Raw genomic sequence first — 19,969 nt, 5'->3', positions numbered from 1 at the left:
TACGCGGATCAGTCGCTTTCATTGAGAAGTGTCTTGAGGTGCGACACCGGAACGCCAATATTCGAACCACCAAACTCGGGTAAGATTGCGGCGTTGATCGCAACCACCTTACCGTTTCGGTTCAACGCAGGTCCCCCGCTTCCTCCAGTTGTGGTCTCTGCATCATAAACAATGGCGCCGGGACTGGTCTGGGCTACGATTCCCCGGCTGGCCAGGGGCCGGATTTTATTTTGTTCCGAAAGATGGGTCGCAATTGTCCAGAAATCCACGGCGCCTTTATTCTCTAGCGTTTTCAGAAAGCCCGGACCGGCCTGCGCGATAAGAGCCTTCAGGCCGGTTGGATATCCAAGCAGGAAAACTTCCTCTCCCGCTCGCGGCGGCTCATCTGCAAGTAACAGCCCAAGTCCCCGAACGCGTGTGGAGTCGATAGAGAGAAGCGCCAGATCTGCGGTTTCGCTTGCTTTATGCAAGACAGCCTTAATTGGTACAGTTTGATCAGGCAAATAGACCAGCAAACTCAGCATCTCGGCCTCCAGCGCTGCGGCCTGAAGGGCTTGTGCACGGTCGCCAGTGGTCCAGGGCAAGGCGACATGACGGTTGGTCACCAACAGAGGCGGGTCCTGTAGAAGAAACCCGGTTCCGGTAAACTGAAACTCAGCAGGTTCGCCCATCGCATCTGGTTCGAGCCACGGTTGTCCAAATGGCGTTTGCAGATTCTTTCCATCGGGGCCAACCACATGCCGCAGCAATTTCCCGCTTTTGATCTGCCGCAATCCATAGGCGCCCTGGACGAACGCGACGGAACGTGTAGAGGCTGTGATAATCCGCGTTGATGCGCCTGCGCGTTCCTCCAGCGTGCCAAGACGCTGCTCAGTGGACAGCACCTGACTTTCGAAAGCATCTTTGAGTGCACCCAAATCCTCTGGCGTCAACGAGTCTTCCCGGGTCTGTGCCAGCATAACGGCAACCGCTTCGATCTTATGGGATTCTCGTTCCAGGCTGTCCGCCAGCTTCCTGTCGTTCTGAAACAGTAAATACCCAAATACGGCGATCAGAAGGATTGCGCCAATAATGGTGATCCTGAAGAGAATTGTGGTTTGTGATGCTAGCCGACGCCCACTGTCGCGCAGTGCACCGGAAATTTTTCTTGGAAAGGGTCGACGGCTTGTTCTCGCATATGCGTACGCGTCGCTTAGGATATCCTCGACCGTGCGATGTGCAGGGAATGAGTGGTCGCACACCCTGTAGCGGGACATCGGGCCTTTTTCGCCGAATTCGATCATGTCGCCGTGCCTGAGGTCAACCGAAGCGACCTTGTGACCATTGACCCAGATATTCCGATCAGACAACGCGTTTAACGTGTAACCGTCATTTGACCACTGAAGAGTCGCAATGTCTTCGTCATAAGCTGGCACATCTTCTTTCGGTCTCAGCCTCAAGGTACGGTCCGGACTAACCGAGGCTGACACAGCGTTGTCGGCAAGCCAGACTACAGTCCCACGAGACGGGCCGGTCAAGCTCTCCAGGAATGCACGGACATTACCTGTATCAACTCCTGTGTCGCCTTGGTCCGGTGTCCGCATGGCCCATCTCTGTTTAATAGCGCTATACCCACTCTATCATGGGCAACCTCGAAACTTCCACGTTTGGCAATAAAGCACACAATCAGAGTATGCCCGGGCGCGGTTCTCCGGCGGTTAATTGTTACCGTCGAGTTAATTGCAAATAGGTGATGCTATCAGGAGAGGTCCAATGACCGACAGGCCTTCTATACATGTTGACCCGATCATGGTGAACGTGCGTGATCTTCTTCTGGCCACGTAGTGTCAATCGATGGTCCTTGATTTGGATGTTTTGCTGGGACTGTTTGCCTTCAAGCATCTGAACCTCCTCCTTTAGTGCTATAACGGCGAGGCAGTATTGTGCCAAAATACGGGCGCGGCCATTGATCTTACGCAAGCGGGTGTTCTGTCAGCCGCCTAGTTTTGCTCAGGTGCAAAAACTTATTTAGGTCTCTTGCGCAACCGAGCGTCTAAAAAGCAGCAGACTTGTTGCCAGAAGGATCGCGCCCAAGCACGCCATCCATACGAACTCTGCCCAGACCGTCTCGATCCCGGCACCTTTGAAAATGATGGACTGACTGGCTGACATGTAGTGGCGGGATGGGAGGATAGATGTTCCGATCTGAAGCCAGCCGGGCTGCCCTTCGATTGGCGTCTCTCCTCCTGACAGCATCAACATTGGAAGCACCGTCAGCATAACCAAAAGTGCGAATTGAGCCATTGAGCGCGCAATCGTCGCAAGAAACACCCCAAGCGCCGTCGCCGTGAAGAGAAAGAGAGCTGTGCCAATTAAAAACAACACCTTCGATCCCGCGATGCTGATCCCCAGGAAGTCTTGCATAACAAAGGTCAGCGATAGGGCGGTCGCTACCAGAACCACCGCAGCGTTTGCCCAGATCTTGGCGACCGCAATGTCAAATGGGGTAAGCGGCATCGCCAGCAGGTGTTCGATTGTTCCATGCTCGCGCTCACGGATCATGGCAGCACCGGTAAGGATTGTGGTCAGCCACATGATCTGGCCGATCAACGCGACGATACCGGCGAAACGAACAGTGTCGCGATTTGGATTAAATGCGCTGCGCACAATGATATCGATGGGCGGCGGGTCTAACAATTCTGCACCGATGGCAAAGCGCTGGATCTCGGCGCTCAAGATATTGATAATGTAGTTTGCTCCAATTCCGGCCTGCTCCATCGCTGTCGCATCGATCAAAACCTGAATTTCTGGCGCGCGCCCGGCTCGAACATCTTTCTCGAACCCTGGTGGCACTGCGACTACAAACAGGAAATGCCCTGCATCCATCTTTTCGGCCCCGGTGCCCGGTGCGATCTGAACAACGGGTTGGAATTCAGGCGGAAAAAACGCTGAGGCAAGCGAGCGTGAAAGCGGCGAGCCATCTTCGTCGGCAAATGCAATGGATGCATTGTTGACCGAGTTTGAAACGCCCGTTGCCTCCATTACGGGCGCCAGCGTGAATGACCAGACAAGCAGCGCCATCATCACCCAGTCGCGCCGAAGGCTCATCATTTCTTTCAAACCAAGCCAGAATATGCGGGACAATCGTTGCATTCACTTCTCCTGCGCTCGGAGTAACAGTGCAGCGATCAAGGTTAGCGCGGGCCCGAAACAGGCTAGGGCCAGAAGGTCGGGGGCAAGTGCATCCCAGCTAAGACCTTTGGTGAACGCGCCGACGTTTAGATGCAGGAAATAGGATGAAGGCCAAAGCGATCCAATCGTCTGAGCGCCGCCTTCCAACGTCGAGATCGGTTGTAGCAGCCCGGAGAATTGAATGGTCGGCACCACCGACGCGATAGCGGTGGCAAAAGTTGCGGCCACCTGGCTCGACGTTATGGTCGCAATAAGCAATCCATAAGATGTGGTTGCCCAAACATATAGGAAAGCACCAATTGCAAGCGGCACCGGATTTCCTTTTAGGGGCACGCCAAAAATGAAGATCGTCATCGCTGCCAAAAGTAGGAAATTGACGAACGCTATCACAATGTAGGGGATCTGTTTGCCAACCAGAAATTCGAGCCGCGTCGTTGGCGTTGCGTAGAAATTGGTGATCGTGCCCAACTCTTTCTCCCGCGCGACACTAACAGCCATCAAAACGGCCGGCAGCATTATCAACAGGATCGCAGGCATGGCAGGGGCCATTGCAGCGATACTTTCAAAGCTTTGATTGTATCGGAAGCGCGGTTCGATGCGGGCGATTTCGACCGACTGCTCGCCACTTTGGCGGGCCATTACTTCCAGAAACGTACTGTGAAGCCCGGCCACATAGCCCTCTATTGTCTCACCCTTGAACGGTATCGCACCGTCCACAATTGCCAAGACTTCAGTTGGCTCGCCGGCGCGCAACTTGCGACCAAAATCGGGTGGGAGTTCGACAACCAGCGAGATGTCTCCTTTGGCCAACCGCTCGCGGCCGTCTTCAAAACTGGCCAGAGGCACCGTGGGGTTGAAATAGCGGGAACCAGAAATCTCGGCGATATAGGTACGACTCTCAGGCGATTGAGACAGGTCGAGCACCGCGAAATCCAGGTCTTCTATGTCCAAAGTGATCCCATAGCAAAAGACCAACATCAGGATCACCGAGCCAAGGAAAGCAAAAGCCAAACGGACGCGATCGCGCAGAACCTCGGTTGTTTCGCGCCGTGCATAGGCCAGTATGCGCCCGATACTTCCGGCAGCGCCCGGGTTGACAGCATCAACCGAAATTTTGGGTGCTGCTACCGGCTCAGGCGGCTCGACGGCCTCCAGGACAGAGATGAACGCACCTTCCAGACTGTCCGACTGCGCCGTTGCGATCAACTCATCTGGTGTACCTTCAGCTAATACCCGGCCTGCATGCATGAAAGAAACGCGATCACAGCGCTCTGCTTCGGTCATGAAATGTGTCGAGACGAAAATCGTTACATCATCGTCTCGCGACAGCTCGATTAACAGCGCCCAAAACGAGTCGCGCGCCTCGGGGTCCACGCCCGAGGTTGGCTCATCCAGGATCAACACCCGAGGCCGGTGGATCACGGCGACGGCAAGGGAAAGACGCTGCTTGATACCCAGCGGAAGCGCCGACGCCAGCGTGCCCATATGTGCCTTAAGGCCGAAACGTTCGGCCAATTCATCAATGCGTTCTACACGATCTTTGATCGCAAAGATGCGGGCGTGCAACTGGAGGTTTTGTTGAACGGTCAGCTCACCATAAAGCGAGAATGCCTGGCTCATATACCCGATCTCGCGGCGCATCCTAAGATCGCGCGCATCCACCGGTCTGCCGAACAGCAGCGCCTCTCCCTCACTTGCTGGCAGAAGACCTGTCAGCATTTTCATGGTGGTTGACTTGCCGCAGCCGTTTGATCCGAGGAAGCCAAAGATTTCGCCTCGGTGGATCGAGAATTCGACGTTGTCGACGGCAGTAAAATCGCCAAAGCGCCGGGTCAACCCACGCGCCGTGATTACCGCGTCTGCGCCTTGATGGTGCATAGGTACCTTGTTCGACACAAACCGGGGTTCCCCTCGTGCCTGTAGCTGCCTGTAAGATGTTTCAAGATCCCGGGCTTTACCCTTCAGCTTGGCAGGGGGGCCGTGAAATATCACCCGACCGGCATCCATCGCTACTATAAAATCGAATTGTTCGGCTTCCTCCATATAGGCCGTTGAAACCAGTATGGAGAGACCGGGCGTTTCTTCTCGGACCGCGTCTATCAGCGCCCAGAATTGGCGCCGCGACAGGGGATCAATTCCGGTCGTCGGTTCGTCCAGTACCAGAAACTTAGGGTCGTGGATCAGCGCACAACACAGTCCAAGTTTCTGCTTCATTCCGCCCGAAAGTTTGCCCATAAGCCGGTCCGAAAAGGGCGCAAGTCCGGTCGCTGACAGCAAGGCCGCGATCCTGATTTCACGCTCCTGTTGCCCTTGTCCGAAAAGACGTGAAAAGAACTCGAGATTCTCACGCACAGACAGTTCCGCGTATAAGTTGCGGCCCAACCCCTGCGGCATAAATGCGATCGCCGGGCACACGCGGTGACGGTGCGCGCGGTCACCTATCGATCCCCCGAGAACATCAATTTCCCCGGACTGAAGTTGCTTTGCGCCGGTAATCAATCCCAGCAGCGTTGACTTGCCAACCCCGTCTGGCCCGATCAATCCGATAAGCTGGCCAGTTGGCAGAACCAGCGAAAGGTTATCCAACGCAACATGCTGTCGGTACGTGTGTGTGACACCGTTGATGCAGAAACCCGATGAGCCCCCCTCGGCGCTCATTCGAACAGCTCGGGTGGAATTCGTCTATCCAGATCGTCTGGCCACGCGCCATCGGAAGTAAGTCGGATCACTGCAATGCCGCGAAGGCCGGTCTTCACATGCTCAATCCGCGCCGTAACCAAATCCCTGGGAATGCGAACCCGAACGCGAAACACCAGCTGCTCCCGTTCGCTCAAAGTTTCTACCTGCTTGGGAGTGAATTGAGCTTCGGGAGAGACGAAGGTTACGGTTGCTGGGATGGCAAATTCCGGCAACGCATCAAGCACGATGCGCGCCTCGGCACCGATGGGCAATAGCCCCGCTTCGCGTGCAGGCAGGAAGACCTCCATATAGACGTTTTCCAAACTGAGTAACGTCAAGATCGGTTCGCCCGCTCCAACGACCTCACCGGGCTCGGCCAGTCGATACAGAATACGCCCCGGCATGGGAGCGATGAGGGAACCATCCTCTATTTGTTCCGCAATCCGGCGCACCTCGGCCTCTGCGGCGGCAATCTGGCTATCCGCCGTTGCAACCCGGGCCTTGGCCGCGCCCAGCACGGCATCCGCAACCTGAAACGCGGTTTCACGATCCTCAAAGACAGTCATCGAGATATTCTGACCGGCCAGCAACGCCTTGGCCCGGTCAAGCTCCTGCGAAGCGCGACGCTGCTGGCTTTCTCGCTGGATGACCACGGCTTCGGCTTCGGCCTTGGTTTGGCGCGCCAGCGCAACCTGGGCACTGGCACGGTCAAGGGCTGCAGATAATTCATCTGTATCCATTTCAACCAGCAGTTCACCCGAAGCAACCAGGCTGCCCTCTGCTGCTATGACCCGAGCAACGCGCCCGGCAAAGGTTGGAGCGATTTCTACTTGTTCAGCCTCGATCCGCCCATTGCCCTGTACAAACCCAGCCGGCAATTCATCACTGTCTTCTGCGACGAAAAAATAAACAGCTGCACCTGCAAGTAGGAGCGCTATGGCGATCAGAATTGCGCGTACGTTCTTTCTCATGGCCCCGCGCACATTAGTTAATTTTCTATTCTAATTTAGCTCGCTCTCGAAGTGATGCCTTGAGTTGGATCAAACAGGTTCTATCTGATGATTGTCCAAGTGCTTATCGGGTACGAAATTGAGGCACAGGTCTGGTTGTTGACCCACATCCATGGCCCAATGAGGCTTTCGGGGTGTGACTCTCTATGACGGCTGCGCCGAATTGGTCGCAATGATGCGCAAGGGCAAGCATCCCGTAGTCGAAATAAATGCCCAGTTGTCCATCTGTCGTGTCAAAGCTCTTACGAGTCACGCTTCCAACGTTCAGGTAAAACCAACACTGCGTCAGCGTTGCTGGCTGTCGTTCCTACTTCGGCAACATGAAGAACTCTTCAAGTACAATTTTCCCATCTGCTACCGAATAAACTGCGATCTCGCTCAAGGTCATGTGTTGCCCTGTAGCCTTCTGCGTTACGTTAACCTTATATCGTACACCGAAGCGGTTTGGGGGATGAACATAGGGGCCATCCACGTCGAATTCGACGATTTCATGAGCTGCCAGCCAGTCCTCTCTTTTTCCCTTGATAGCATCCCGGCCCTTGGTGATGCGAAACTGTCGAACCGGAGGCACAACCGCCTCAATAGATTGAGCGTTTTCTGCATACATTTCACCAACGTTTGCAAGACCTCTGCGATCCCGCATTGCCTGAACGAATGTTCGTCCAATCTCGACTAATTCTTCCATAATAGCCCCCCAATTTCAGCCTCAACTGTATCACATCTTACCTTTGCCAATCTTGACAGGGATCAATAAAATTAGATGTTCGCGAAGGATTCAGATCAGGATCGAGAGGACGACTTGCACAGTGGAAATGAGCGGCCCAATTCCCGGCGCCGTCTTCAGCCAGTGCGCTATTAGACAACGCCTTCAGAACCAACTGTTTCCGTTCATTTCGCTCCGGTGGGTGCTTAAATCGAAGAAGCGGATCTTACCGATTTGTTCCGCCAAGATAAGCAAACCAATAGGCCAAGGCAACTCCTCCCGCCCCGCCGACAATGTTACCCAGAGTGACCCATAGCAGATTGGCCGCCGCTGCGAAAACCGGCACAGTTGCTCCCGCAGCCCAGCCCTGCGGGAAGAAATACATGTTCGCAATCGAATGCTCGAGCCCCAGCAGCACAAATGCTGAGACGGGCCACAAGACCGCTAGAATTTTTCCAGCGACGCTGCGGGCGGCGAAGGACAGCCATACGGCAAGGCAAACCAGCCCGTTGCACAATGCGCCGCGGGCGAAAGCCTCCATCGGTTCCAACCCCGCTTTGGCATCGGCTACCCTTATGGCAGTGCTACCCATCGGCCCATCAAGCAAGCCGGTCAGGGCGAAAGCTAATGCAAGCACAACGGCACCCACGAAGTTACCAACGTAGACGATAACCCAACTTCGGAACAGCAGCCGCAGCGGTATCTTGCGATCGACCGCTGCTATCACCATCAGAACATTGCCGGTGAATAATTCTGCACCACCTGCGATCACCAGGATAAGGCCCAGGGAAAACACTGCTCCTCCCAGAACGCGGATCGGCCCTGAAGCGCTGTCTGCCCCCGTGACCGCCATCGTATAGGCCGCTGCGCCAAACCCTATGAATGCTCCAGCCAGCATCGCAAGAACGAACATGGGTGCTAGTGGCAGCTTTGCCTTTGCGACCCCGGCAGTCTCAACTAACGTTGCAATTTCAGCGGGTTTATGAGCATCGAACAGGGCCGGGGGGTTCATGTGGCGCTCCAGAGTTGGCACGAGTTTACGTAGCAGGAAGTTTAAGCCTGTCTTCTGACCTTGAACTAACGCGCAAATAAAACCGGAAGCCTATCTGTTCCCTCTGAGTTCGGATAGTTCCACCTAACACAGTTTGGCGCGCGGTCATGGCCATAGGTACCCTTGAGATCCACTTCAGCTTCCGCTTTCGCGAGATCTCAATGCAGAACTTTTCGATCCTCATCGTTTAGCGCCGATTGGGGCCAAGTTTGAAATTCAGGCAACGGTTAAAACAGCACAAGTGGCATTCCGACTGATGCCTAGAGAGGTGCTCCCTTGAATTAGGCTACCAATGCTTCCCAATCCACGGCGGCCCGTCACAATCAGGTCAGCTGTGCATTGCTCCGCACATGCGATGATCTGGTCGACGGGATCACCGCGTTGGGTATGCGTTTGCGAAACCGTCTGATTGTACTCTTCGACAATCTCTCTACCAGCGGAAATAATCTTGTTTGCTGCCTGATGCACCTCTTCGTCTGAAGGCATTGTCGTGACGGCGTGATAGCCAGCCAATGCGCCCATTGCGAACGCCACGGTTTGGGGTTGAGGTGTATGAACAAGGTGAATTTGGGAGCCATATTTGCTTGAAATATCACAGGCAACGCGCAGAGCTGCTTCTGACGCCTCAGATCCATCCAAGCCAACTACGATCTTTTTGAACATGTTGCACTCCCTCCTTAGTGAGGGGTTAGTATGGGCGAGCTTGCAGTAGTTAACTTTGACTCAAATCAACACATTTCACTGCAGGTTCGAGCGTAGTCGTCCGTCTATTTCCAGAAGATATACGGTAACTGAACCAATTTTGAAAAATGTTAGGAGTTGCAAACGGGTCATCCCAAAGGGGCAACAGCGCATAATTATTGCGAAAAACCTCGCGCAGACGCTGCATTTTTTCAAAGGGTATCAAGTTAAGCCCAATGATAAAGATCAAGGGAAATGGCGAGAAGAATTGCTATTAGGGACGTGCGTTTCAGTTCGTTTGGCAAGGTTGGCAGATTGCCCACGACATGAGATTCAATCTTATTTCTGGGGAATACAACGATGCCTTCCTCTCCGCCTTGGGTTCGCCCAGTTACGATAGCCGCAGTACTCTTTGGTCTCCTGACCATTTTCTCAGGAGGAACAGCCCTGTTTGGGGGTGCTGCTGCCAGAGCTGCAGTCGGAGATGCAGTGACATTCGTGCTATGGTACAATTTTCTGGCTGGATTTATCTATTTGCTAGGCGCTTTCGCGCTCCATAAATCCACGATCTGGGCACAACGAATTGCCTGGTTGCTTGGCTTATCTACACTATTGGTGTTCGTTGTTCTGATACTAGTGGCACTTAGTGGAACGCCGTTTGAATGGCGAACGGTCGGCGCAATGACCATACGCAGTGCATTCTGGTTAACTGTAGCTTTCGCGCTTTCCAAAACCGCATAAGCCAGCCAACGGGTGCCTCACCCGCGCCCAAATAACTTGGCAAGACAGGCACTTTTGATTGGGATCAAGGGCCGAAACGAGCAGTTTCGACATAGTTGGTGCGTTTTTCGAACCGATTTGCAGGAGGATCGGAATGACTGTGCTGATTGCCTACGGTACCCTAGAAGGCCAAACGGCTAAGATTGCGTATTTTATCAACGATGTAGTCAGAGAAGCCGGCTACGAAACGAAGCTGATCAACGCCGGCGGTCACCCCCGCTGTCTGTCTCAGCGGCAGCTTGAATAGCACTTTGGTCGACAGGCAGAATTGGATCGTCGCATTCGAAAAGACCGGCTGTGACAAGGCCGACCTTCGTGCGCCGCGAGCCAGGTCATGTCCTTGTCCAGCCAGACAAGAAGTGAGCCGCGCTCCTTAGGCGCAGCATTGTAGTCGGACCAATACGTGACGCGTTAACGGGCGGAAGATGGCTTACTCATCCACACCGTTTAACCTTATGGATTCGCGTTGTGAATCCCTCGCTGCGAGAGATATGCAACAACGCCCATGTTCGTGAGAACATAGCGGTCTAACTATCAGAAGGTAATTTAAGATGAGATTGATACTCGCGATTTTGCTTCCGTTTGTGGTGTTTTTCACGATCCAACGCCCTTTTCAGGGCTTTTTCTGCCTGCTCTGCGTATTCCCCGTGAATTGCCGCGTGAATCCCAATAAAGCTGCCGCCCAATCTTGTTGACAACGTGCATCCAGACCGATGGCCTCTAATCGCCGTGCCACAGGCTACTTGGCAGGAAGGCCACACGGCAGACTTTCGCCGCGCATGCATCAACAAGACCTACAAACGGCGGCAATGCACTTGAAGCAGACCCTTAATCCAAGATGCAGTGTTGTGGAGCTTTGGACAGTGGCTATACGGACAAAGCTGCCATCGGGAAATAAAACCAAAATGGCAGCATTTTCTTATATGGCGGTCAATGCCCCCCCAGTTTGTCCACTCATACGCAACAACATTAACCGAACGTGAACAATGTATTCTCAGAGTGTTCAACCGTTATCGTTCATAATTCCTTACTCAGGGCCGATCAATGCGTGCCCGGATGCACTGAAGGGGAATAGCATGATCAATACTGCCAATGAGGGTGCGCCTAGCATTCCTACAGCAATGCAATCCTCGCGCACCGTCTCAGGCGGTGAATTGTCAAGCATCACGAATTCGAGCAACGGTCGCTTCCCTCCTATCGAAAATGCACTGTCTGAACTATTCAACAATGAGCGGCTAAAAGAGGCGAAACGAGGCGTCTGATCTCTCAACAGAACGTCTGCGTATATCCCAAGTCACGTGGTGTTGTCTGGGATGTAGTGAAACCCGCTCCGGATCGGAGCGGGTTTTTTTATTTGTGATGTTGTTATGCCTGCTGGCTCGGGTCTATTTGACCTGGTGATTGATTGGACAATCAGCAATCAGCTTTCAAGACCAAGCAGAGTTTTTACGGCAGCCTCGACCTCATCCGTCACAGGCTTGTTGGCGGCAGCCTCCAACGCTTCACGCTCGGTCTGCGGTTGATTTTCTACAGCCTCAGTCAGCGCATCGACTTCTGCCACCGTATCGTTGTAGTCGACCGCAGCCTGCCGTTCGGCGCCTAGGTCTTCGGCCGTATCGAGGGCTCCCTGAAGTTCGTCATTGGCGTCCTTAAGCTCTGCTTCTATATCCGGATCTGTGCCCCCGGCATCGGCAAGAGCGTCCTCAAGCTCGTTCACGCGATCCTGTTTGTCCTGAACATCTGTCAGAGCCGCATCAAGGTCCTCTTCGATCTCAGAGACCGGGCGGTCCGGCGGGGTCATGCCATCCAGCTGTGCCTGTGTTTCCGCAAGCTCCTCGCGCAATTCATCTCCGGCCAGAACTGCGTCACGAAATGCGGCGATGCGGCCCACACGGGAATTAGGAGAGGCGTTCTTGAGAGCATTCTCATTAGCGTTGGCGGCGTTCAGTGCGCCTAGTTCAGATGGGTGCACGCCCAGCAGATCCGCCATCTTGTACCCTTTTGGTTTCGGGGCGGGGCGAATTGCTTTGGTCACCTGATCCACTGGTTGACTTTTGCGTACGGTCTTTACGGCTGCGGTTTTGGCTTTGGTCTTTTTGCCCCCAAACAGGTCTTTCAAGGAAAACTTGTTTTTTCCCGATGACTTTGACTTACCAGCGTTGGAAGATTTCCGGTTAGATTTTCCGGCCGCTTTATCACTATCGCTAATGGACGCACCAGATCCGCCATTACCGTTTCCACCACCATTGCCGTTTCCACCGCCATTGCCATTGCCATTGCCGCCGCCGTTTCCGTTACCGCCGCCGTTGCCTCCTTTGGCATAAGCAGCATCAGGAAACGCGACAGCTCCGACAATCGCGGTCGAGCCCAGCAGGGCGATGGCAATAGCAGAGGCTTTTAGCAGGTTGATCGGTTTGGTGTTCATAATGGTCCTCGTTCATCAGGTGCGATTCTCGTCTGTCACGGTAATCAGCGGCGAGCAGACGCAAAAACTGGGTGTCGAAAACAGAATCCGACACCCCTGATCTAAACCCATCATCGTTGAACCCACGCGTAACTGGCTGTTCACCGTAGGTTCACATAGAAATCGGTAGATTGAGCCGGCGTTTTCGCAGTAATGAGTGACAAGGATGAAAAAGCTTATTGCCATTGCCTGTCTACTTGCCTTTCTCCACCCCGGAGAGGGACAGGCTGCTGCACGTGAGTTGACGCAATCCGAGTTGCGCAAGGCGACAACCTCAGGCAGTGCCATTCGTTTGAAAAAAGTAATCAAAGGCGTTGAAAAGGCTTTTGGTGGAACGCCAGTTGACGCGCGCGCCTTTCAGACTGACAGGCTATATTACCGTATTCTCGTCAAGAAACCCGATGGTATAATCGTCAGTGTCATCGTCAACGCTCAGACGGGTGTTGTTGTCTCCAACCGATCCGTTGTTGGCCGCCAGATTTCTGAAGCTGCCCGCGCTGCGCCGGGTAAATCCGGCAAGGGCGCTACGCAGGGGAAATCTGCAAACAAAGGCAACAGCGGCGGTAACTCCGGTGGCAATGGTGGTGGTAATTCCGGTGGTAACGGTGGCGGTAATTCCGGTGGTAACGGTGGCGGTAATTCCGGTGGCAACGGCGGCGGTAACTCCGGTGGTAATGGCGGAGGTAACGGCGGGGGCAAAAAGTAATGGTTATACTTCCATTCGCTCGCCTATAGTCCCTAAGTATGAGAGTATTGCTGGCAGAAGACGAACCGCACCTCTGCGAACAGATCAAAAAACTCCTGAACGCAGAAGGCCGCGTTGTGGATGTCGCCAATAGTGGGCTCGACGCCCTGCATCTGGGTGCGACCGAACCATATGACATGATCATCCTTGACCTCGGCCTTCCAGAGCGCGATGGCATTTCGATTCTGCGCGAATGGCGCAACGAGGGTGTCAAAACACCGGTGCTGATCCTGACTGCCCGCGATGGCTGGAGCGAAAGGGTCGACGGCCTGGATGCGGGCGCAGATGACTATATGACCAAACCGTTCCACATGCCCGAACTGGCCGCGCGTGTTCGCGCCATCCTGCGACGGCAAAGTGGACAGCTGAATCCCGTGATTGAAATGGGAAACGTCATTCTGGATACCCGTAACGGCCGGGTGACAGCCGATGGCGTGCCGGTTGACCTGACTGCTCAAGAAATCGCGGTGCTGACTTATCTGGCGCATAATTCTGGTCGGATGATTTCACGATCAGAACTTTCAGAGCATATCTATGAATACGATGGAGACCGGGATTCGAACACCATCGCCGTATTTGTTACCCGTCTGCGCAAGAAGCTTGGCACTGACCTGATCACAACGGTTCGGGGTCGTGGATATATGATCGATTCGGCCTGATGTTATCGCTGCGACAACGGGCACTGCTGGGGGGAATTGCATCTGGGGCAGTGTCTGTGGGCGTAGGCACACTGGCGGTTTTCTCATACATTGATGCACGGGTGTCCAACCGGTTCGACTCTGCGCTGCTGGATCGTCACACACAGCTGGTTGTCGGGTTGAATGTCACAACCGAAAACCCGGAGGCACTACGAGATCTGATATTTGACCCGGCTTATGGCACCCCATATTCCGGACGATACTGGCAGGTCAGAAGCGCCGACGGTGTGGTCTTCACCTCTCGCTCGCTGTTTGATGAGGTCATCGCGGAACCCCCCGGTATTCCTGACATCCCCACACTCTGGGACACAAGCGGTCCGGAGAATGAAGTGCTGCGCAGCGCTTTTCAGAAGATCACTTATGAAGATGGCACGGTATGGGGCGTCAGCGTCGCCGAAAGTCAGGCTCAGCTCGTGGCCGAGCGGCGCGCGGCGCAGAAAAGCCTGCTGCCGGTGTTTGGCCTAGTTGGCCTGATCGGTTTAGCCGGCTCGTTGTTTCTGATTTCAGTTGTTCTGGGACCATTGCGAAAGCTGCGTACGGATGTGGCCCATCGCTGGGATCAGGACGAAGACCTTAGGCCTGCAGATTACCCCGAAGAGGTCTCGCCATTGGTCGAGGACCTGAACCAGCTGTTGCGTCGGAACCGCGAGATTGTCTCGGGTTCGCGCCGCCAGGCCGCAGACCTGGCGCACGCATTGAAAACCCCCACCGCCATTTTGCGCAATGAACTTGTAACATTGTCCAACGACGGAGCGGTGACGGATACCGCACAAGAGGCGCTGGATCGGATCGATGCTCAACTTGGTCGATCTCTGGCCAGACTGCGGGCTTTGAACGCAGCGGACCTGACCCATTCGCGGACCGATCTGTCAAACTCCATCGACCGCCTGGCGCGGCTGTTCTCGGCGATGGCGGACCGCGAAGGCAAATCGCTGCAGATCCAGGGCGATCCGGGTCTTTGGGTGCGCATGGACACGCAGGACATCGAAGAGATTTTGGGCAACCTTCTGGACAACGCGGTCAAATGGTGCCGAAGCGCGGTACGGCTGACCGCGAAGCGTAAGCAGAAATGCATCGAAATCAGTATCGAGGATGACGGCCCCGGAATTCCCGAAGACGCCCACCGCGAAGCCTTGCGATCCGGCGGACGGCTGGACACCTCGGTCGTTGGCAGCGGGCTTGGGTTGGCGATCGCGGTTGATTTACTGAAAGCCTACGATGCCAAACTAGATCTGGACCGCTCAGAATCGCTGGGCGGGTTGGTGTGTCGGATTGTGGTCCCGACCTGAAGTCGCCCGGAATCTGATCTGCAAAGTGTCGTTTGAACAATTCGCAACTTTAACTACCAATGGGCCCGAACCTGTCGTCTGACGATCTCAGTAGGTCATCGGGTTGGTTCAGACCGCACAAAGTCGGCCTAATGGACAAATCAGGCGTTCGGCTAGGTTCACTTTTGCAGAAAATGATGGCGCATTTTTTTCGCGTTGGATCGGGCGATCAAAAGTTACAGCCAAAATACTTCTGTGAAGGTAAACCGATAGGAAGAACTGCCGAAGACAATGTATTCAGTCAAAAAGCCAAATTGCTTAAGTGAGGGACTCTGTGACTTCTGAGAACGCCTTAATTTATCTGTCTGACGACGACCTCGGGGGTTTAGGCATCCAACCTTCGGAAGTTGCCGATGCCATCGAGGCTGCTTTAATAGCCAAGGCAGACGGAAAGCTTCACACTTCTCCCAAGACAGTCATTTTGCCCGGCGATGGGCGCTACGCAATGTCTACATTGGCAATGGGAGATGATGGATTCATCGTGACCAAGCAGGTTACAGTGTGTCCGGAAAATCCGGCGAGGGGTTATCCCGCGATAAACGGTGCCATCATGGTTATGGATGCGCAAACCGGACTGCTTCGCGCGGTCTTGGGAGCGAATTGGATTACGGCAAACAGAACTGCGGCTCTGTCAGTGGTGGCAGCGCGTCGGCTTGCTGACCCTCATGCCGAGACAGTGGCTTTTGTGGGCGCGGGCGTGCAGGCTCACTCCCATCTAGCTGCGTTTTCAGAACTGTTTCCCTTGAAACGAATCCGCGTGTTCGGGCGAGGTAAAGAGAATGCCGACAAGCTTTGTCGTTATGCTAGGGGCATGGGTCTCGAAGCTGAAACATGCGCCGATGCCAAGGACGCTTTGAGTGATGCCGATCTGATAGTGACATCGATAACGTTGGACTACTCCATTGAACCCTTCTTGGATGCCCGATGGCTGAAGCCGACTGCCTTCGCCACCATAACTGATGCGTGCATCCCGTGGGTGCCGGCGCACATGATTGGTTTCAAAACGGTAATTGTCGACGACCGTTTGCAGGAGCTGGAAAGCGACAAGCCGATGTTGCAATACGAGCAAATTGCTGGCGACTTGACGGAATTGGTCGCTGGCAAAGTCGACGTCCGAGCACGCAATAAACCGGCGGCTTTTGCTTTCAGAGGGATTTCATTGGGGGATTATGCTGCTTCGGTCCTCGCAGTTCGCCGGTTCACCGAAAAACCCGTGAAGTGAGCCCAAAGACATGAACACCCACTTTGTAATTAGATACCGGAATGGTCGCTTTGGGCGCAGATACGCCATTCTCTGCGATCAGTTCAATTAGTTGGTCGCAGCCCAAAGCGGGCATTTGCCACTGAGCTTTGCAAATTCAACTGCGCGGGACGGGAGTTACTATTGGTGCTGAAGGTTTGAACGCACGCTCCGAGCGCTTCGCCACGGCAAGAATGTAAGAAAGAAATTGACCGTGAAAAGCAAGCAAGCTGAAACAGCACTCTTTAAGGAAGCAGGCGCCACCGCACACTTTCGGGCAAAACAGGTTTAACCCAAGGTGTTGCCGGTGATGAAGGTGTACGAACTTTCGACCAGATCGATGACGAATTCCAACTCTTCTGGTGTGGTTGGAGTATAGATCATGACAAAGCCGCTCCATCCGGGGCGTTGATCAGCCCAAGGGTGAGCTACGGCCCAGCCAGCCTCAATTGCTTTTCGCGCCAATGCTGGGTCGAGCGAAGCGTGCAAGCTGCCATCAGGATGCATATGCGCAAACTCAAACCCACCGACGATAGAGCTCGGTCGAGACAACAACATGCCGGGATCAAGCTGAAAGCCAATCGCGCCAGGTAGTGATATGCGTGTGGGGCCAAGTGTGACCCCTGGGAATTGCGCAACTCGCTCCAGCAATAGCTGGGACAAATCGGCATCAATTTCGACACCAATCTGAGTATGCGGTACGCCGCTTGTTGTTTCCGGACGGGGCGAGGTGCGCTCCGGGAACGCGTACTCTTGCGCATATGCCAAAGGGCTCGTGACCGCCGCTACTGCGACAACAGCAAATATTTTCGGGAAAATATCCATATTGTTGGCGACCCCGTCAAAAGTTAAGAAAGAGCGCTCCGAGCAGTTTCAGCGCACTTGCACACATCATTCAGCCTTTAACGCTTCGATATTGATCAAGAGCTCTATTTCGTCGCTCACCGCAGGTGCAAACGCCCCAAGTCCGAATTCTGACCGCACGATAGTCGCCGTGGCTGCCAGCCCCAAGGTTGGCGTGCCCTCTTTTGGGCCAAACGGGTATGGCGCTGACTTGTTAAGCGTTGTTTCCAGAACAACAGGTTTGGTGACGCCATTCATGGTCAGGTCGCCAGAAATATTCGCGGAATTGTCCCCGGTCACTTCAATGCTGGTTGAGGCGAATGTGACCACGTCACCGTCACTCGCGCTAAAAAAGTCATCGGACATGAAGTGTTGCAAACGGGCATCCCAGCCCGTGATCATGGATTTTACAGGCATAGACACTGTGACAGATGAGGCAGACGGATCATCTTCGTCGAACTCAATCTCACCGCTAAAACCTGAGAACATTCCATATGTTTCTGAGAACCCGATGTGGCTGTAGCTGAACAATACCTGGCTGTGTCCAGGATCCAGCTCGTAAGTGCCACTCTCGGACAATGCGGTTGTCGCGCCCATCGATAAGAGTACCGCCAGCGGGGTTGCTGCCACTTTGAACATTGATACGCTCCCATTTTGACAAGACGTGTTTGCGAAATTGAATTTTGGGATTTAGTTTTAGCTTGCCATACTTTTAGGACAAAATGCTCTACTGTGCAACAAAATGTTCTATAGGAGGGGTGATTGAAAGAAGATCCTAGGCTGATCGCCACACGACAGACCGCGCTTGATGCGGCACAAAGGATACTAATGGATGAGGGCGTGCTGCACGTAACTCATGGCTCAGTATCGAAGGCAACGGGCATTTCGCGCAGCACACTTTACAGACACTGGCCAGATGCGCGTAGTCTGCGTGATGCAGCGTTCAGGCGCATCGCAACACCGCCGAACATACCGCCCAAAACCGATGGCCCGCTACGATCTGACCTGCGCTGGCTACTCGGTGTACTGATGGGAGCCTTGAATGACACACCATGGGGCCAAATTGCGCCTCAGGTGGTCGCTGCTGCGTCCAACGATGCAGAAGCGAGGTTAGTGATCACTGAATTTATGAAAGACAGGTTCGCAAGTGTTGAAGCAGTATTTGCAGCCGCAATAGGCCGCGGTGAGATCACCGCTGACGTCCCTGTTGACCAACTCATAGAACTAGCAGTCGCAGCACCTTATTTCCGCAAACTCATACGTCACGAGGCACTGGACGAAGATTGGTTGGATCAACATGTTGATCTGCTTTGCAATATAGCGAAAACCAATTCGGGACATTGAACATCGCCTGAATTTGCAGACAAAGCGACCAAGAAGCCTAACGATCTCCAAGATCGCGGTGGGGCTACGTTCGCTGCGTGACATCAGCACGTCGCATGGTCAAAACGAACCGCTACTCACAACGTTGATGTCTGTACCCTGATTTGTCGCTGCCGCTCATTCCTATTGCAACATGAACACCTTGGGCTCAGTGTTGCCATTCTCCGCAGCAAGCATGATAGGCCGCTAGCAGCCCAAAGCGGACCTTCAAGACAGGAATTTGCAGTTTCGTTGATGCGAGCCTACCCGCCGTTCGCTACTCTCGCATAAAAAGCATTCACAGTCTCGGTTAGCGGCCATTCAACAACGCTTGCCATGAATTGACTTTTGGTGCGAAGGAAGCTTTCGCTTGGATCTATGTTAGGCTCAGGATGCATTGATTTTCGCTGCGCTGCGTGATTCACGGCTCCAAAAACGGAGCGATGACATGAACGACCTCTATTGGCTGACAGACGAGCATATGGCCATGCTTTCCCCTTTCTTCCTGAAGTCGCACGGTAGGCCACGGGTCGATGATAGAAGGGTGCTAAGCGGGATTATCTTCATCAATCGCAATGGGTTGCGTTGGCGAGATGTGCCCTGGGAATCCGGACCTAAAAAGACGCTCTACAGCCGGTGGAAGCGTTGGAGCGAGAAAGGCATCTTCGCACGGATGATGGCTGGTCTGGTTGCCGAGCACGGTGAAAAGAAGATGGTCATGATCGATGCCACATATCTAAAAGCCCATCGCACGGCATCAAGCTTGGGCTTCAAAAAGGGGGGCGTGGCCGCCTGATTGGCAGAACCAAAGGCTGCATGAATACCAAGCTGCATGCTATTTGTGATAGCTAAGGTCGCCCGTTCAACCTGTTTGTTACTGCCGGGCAGGTCAGCGATTACATCGATGCTCGGGCTCTGCTCAGCAGCATATTAAACGTGGATTGGCTGCTCGGGGATCGCGGCTATGACGCCGACTGGTTCCGTGAAGCGCTAAAAGACAAAAGGATACGCGCCTGCATCCCAGGCCGTATGCAACGCAAGACACCGGTCAAATACGATAAGCGAAAGTACAACGTCGCAACCGGATCGAGATCATGTTCGGCAGGCTCAAGGATTGGAGGCGCGTGGCGACACGCTATGACCGTAGTCCCAAGGTCTTCCTCTCAGCCTTCGCACTCGAGGCAACCGTTATGTACTGGTTATGAATCCTGACC

Annotated in this window: 16 protein-coding genes and 2 pseudogenes; 7 read left to right on the top strand and 11 right to left on the bottom strand. The window is 54.0% G+C overall.

Annotation, left to right across the window (positions count from 1 at the left end; translation table 11 throughout):
* Positions 1–8: 8 nt before the first annotated feature.
* The 7 genes from AC2FH0_RS08835 to AC2FH0_RS08805 form a co-directional block, all read right to left on the bottom strand.
* The gene (locus AC2FH0_RS08835) at positions 9–1,583 is read right to left on the bottom strand and encodes a trypsin-like peptidase domain-containing protein (RefSeq protein ID WP_496789103.1); all 1,575 of its coding nucleotides are present in this window, start codon (positions 1,581–1,583) and stop codon (positions 9–11) included.
* A 424-nt stretch (positions 1,584–2,007) separates the two neighbouring features.
* Entirely contained in the window at positions 2,008–3,132 is a 1,125-nt protein-coding gene (locus AC2FH0_RS08830) for an ABC transporter permease (RefSeq protein WP_142636028.1), read from the bottom strand.
* Positions 3,133–5,829 carry a ribosome-associated ATPase/putative transporter RbbA gene (gene rbbA, locus AC2FH0_RS08825; RefSeq protein WP_496708953.1) on the bottom strand — a complete coding sequence of 899 codons (2,697 nt, stop codon included), beginning with the start codon at positions 5,827–5,829 and terminating at the stop codon, positions 3,133–3,135.
* Positions 5,826–6,821, bottom strand: a complete 996-nt coding sequence (locus AC2FH0_RS08820; protein ID WP_142636032.1) for an HlyD family secretion protein — start codon at positions 6,819–6,821, stop codon at positions 5,826–5,828. Before AC2FH0_RS08820 ends, rbbA begins: the two co-directional genes overlap by 4 nt.
* A gap of 346 nt (positions 6,822–7,167) precedes the next feature.
* Positions 7,168–7,545, bottom strand: a complete 378-nt coding sequence (locus AC2FH0_RS08815) for a nuclear transport factor 2 family protein (RefSeq protein ID WP_142636034.1) — start codon at positions 7,543–7,545, stop codon at positions 7,168–7,170.
* A 244-nt stretch (positions 7,546–7,789) separates the two neighbouring features.
* The gene (locus AC2FH0_RS08810) at positions 7,790–8,575 is read right to left on the bottom strand and encodes a formate/nitrite transporter family protein (protein WP_496789101.1); all 786 of its coding nucleotides are present in this window, start codon (positions 8,573–8,575) and stop codon (positions 7,790–7,792) included.
* A gap of 255 nt (positions 8,576–8,830) precedes the next feature.
* Positions 8,831–9,277 carry a universal stress protein gene (locus AC2FH0_RS08805; protein WP_496708955.1) on the bottom strand — a complete coding sequence of 149 codons (447 nt, stop codon included), beginning with the start codon at positions 9,275–9,277 and terminating at the stop codon, positions 8,831–8,833.
* A gap of 892 nt (positions 9,278–10,169) precedes the next feature.
* Between AC2FH0_RS08805 and AC2FH0_RS08800 the strand changes: the two genes are divergently transcribed.
* On the top strand, positions 10,170–10,322 hold the full coding sequence (locus AC2FH0_RS08800; RefSeq protein WP_496693808.1) for a hypothetical protein: 153 nt from the start codon (positions 10,170–10,172) through the stop codon (positions 10,320–10,322).
* Here AC2FH0_RS08800 and AC2FH0_RS08795 read toward each other — a convergent pair.
* Together AC2FH0_RS08795 and AC2FH0_RS08790 are read right to left on the bottom strand one after the other, a co-directional pair.
* Positions 10,266–10,513: pseudogene (locus tag AC2FH0_RS08795) on the bottom strand (transposase); the annotation flags it as partial. The gene AC2FH0_RS08800 and the pseudogene AC2FH0_RS08795 overlap by 57 nt on opposite strands.
* Before the next feature lie 982 nt (positions 10,514–11,495).
* Complete coding sequence (locus AC2FH0_RS08790) at positions 11,496–12,500, bottom strand: hypothetical protein (RefSeq protein WP_496789100.1); 1,005 nt, start codon at positions 12,498–12,500, stop codon at positions 11,496–11,498.
* 205 nt (positions 12,501–12,705) lie between these two features.
* Here AC2FH0_RS08790 and AC2FH0_RS08785 point away from each other — a divergent pair, with 205 nt between their 5' ends.
* The 4 genes from AC2FH0_RS08785 (at position 12,706) to AC2FH0_RS08770 (ending at position 16,532) form a co-directional block, all read left to right on the top strand.
* Positions 12,706–13,245, top strand: a complete 540-nt coding sequence (locus tag AC2FH0_RS08785) for a PepSY domain-containing protein (RefSeq protein ID WP_496789098.1) — start codon at positions 12,706–12,708, stop codon at positions 13,243–13,245.
* Between the two features lie 38 nt (positions 13,246–13,283).
* Positions 13,284–13,943: a response regulator transcription factor gene (locus AC2FH0_RS08780; protein WP_142636050.1), complete on the top strand. Its 660-nt coding sequence runs from the start codon at positions 13,284–13,286 to the stop codon at positions 13,941–13,943.
* Positions 13,944–13,999: 56 nt separating this feature from the next.
* Entirely contained in the window at positions 14,000–15,271 is a 1,272-nt protein-coding gene (locus tag AC2FH0_RS08775) for a sensor histidine kinase (RefSeq protein WP_496789096.1), read from the top strand.
* A gap of 313 nt (positions 15,272–15,584) precedes the next feature.
* Complete coding sequence (locus AC2FH0_RS08770; RefSeq protein WP_496691978.1) at positions 15,585–16,532, top strand: ornithine cyclodeaminase family protein; 948 nt, start codon at positions 15,585–15,587, stop codon at positions 16,530–16,532.
* A 306-nt stretch (positions 16,533–16,838) separates the two neighbouring features.
* Here AC2FH0_RS08770 and AC2FH0_RS08765 read toward each other — a convergent pair whose 3' ends face one another.
* Positions 16,839–17,375 carry a luciferase domain-containing protein gene (locus AC2FH0_RS08765; protein ID WP_496702438.1) on the bottom strand — a complete coding sequence of 179 codons (537 nt, stop codon included), beginning with the start codon at positions 17,373–17,375 and terminating at the stop codon, positions 16,839–16,841.
* 66 nt (positions 17,376–17,441) lie between these two features.
* Positions 17,442–18,032 carry a YceI family protein gene (locus tag AC2FH0_RS08760; RefSeq protein ID WP_496789094.1) on the bottom strand — a complete coding sequence of 197 codons (591 nt, stop codon included), beginning with the start codon at positions 18,030–18,032 and terminating at the stop codon, positions 17,442–17,444.
* Positions 18,033–18,155: 123 nt separating this feature from the next.
* On the opposite strand from AC2FH0_RS08760, the gene AC2FH0_RS08755 reads away from it, so the two are divergent.
* Together AC2FH0_RS08755 and AC2FH0_RS08750 are read left to right on the top strand one after the other, a co-directional pair.
* Positions 18,156–18,737: a TetR/AcrR family transcriptional regulator gene (locus tag AC2FH0_RS08755; protein WP_496789093.1), complete on the top strand. Its 582-nt coding sequence runs from the start codon at positions 18,156–18,158 to the stop codon at positions 18,735–18,737.
* 466 nt (positions 18,738–19,203) lie between these two features.
* A pseudogene (locus AC2FH0_RS08750) lies at positions 19,204–19,960 on the top strand (IS5 family transposase).
* The last annotated feature ends 9 nt before the right edge of the window (positions 19,961–19,969 follow it).

This window comes from Ruegeria sp. CDSC051 (assembly GCF_059610665.1).
This window is presented reverse-complemented; position numbering and strand designations above follow the sequence as displayed.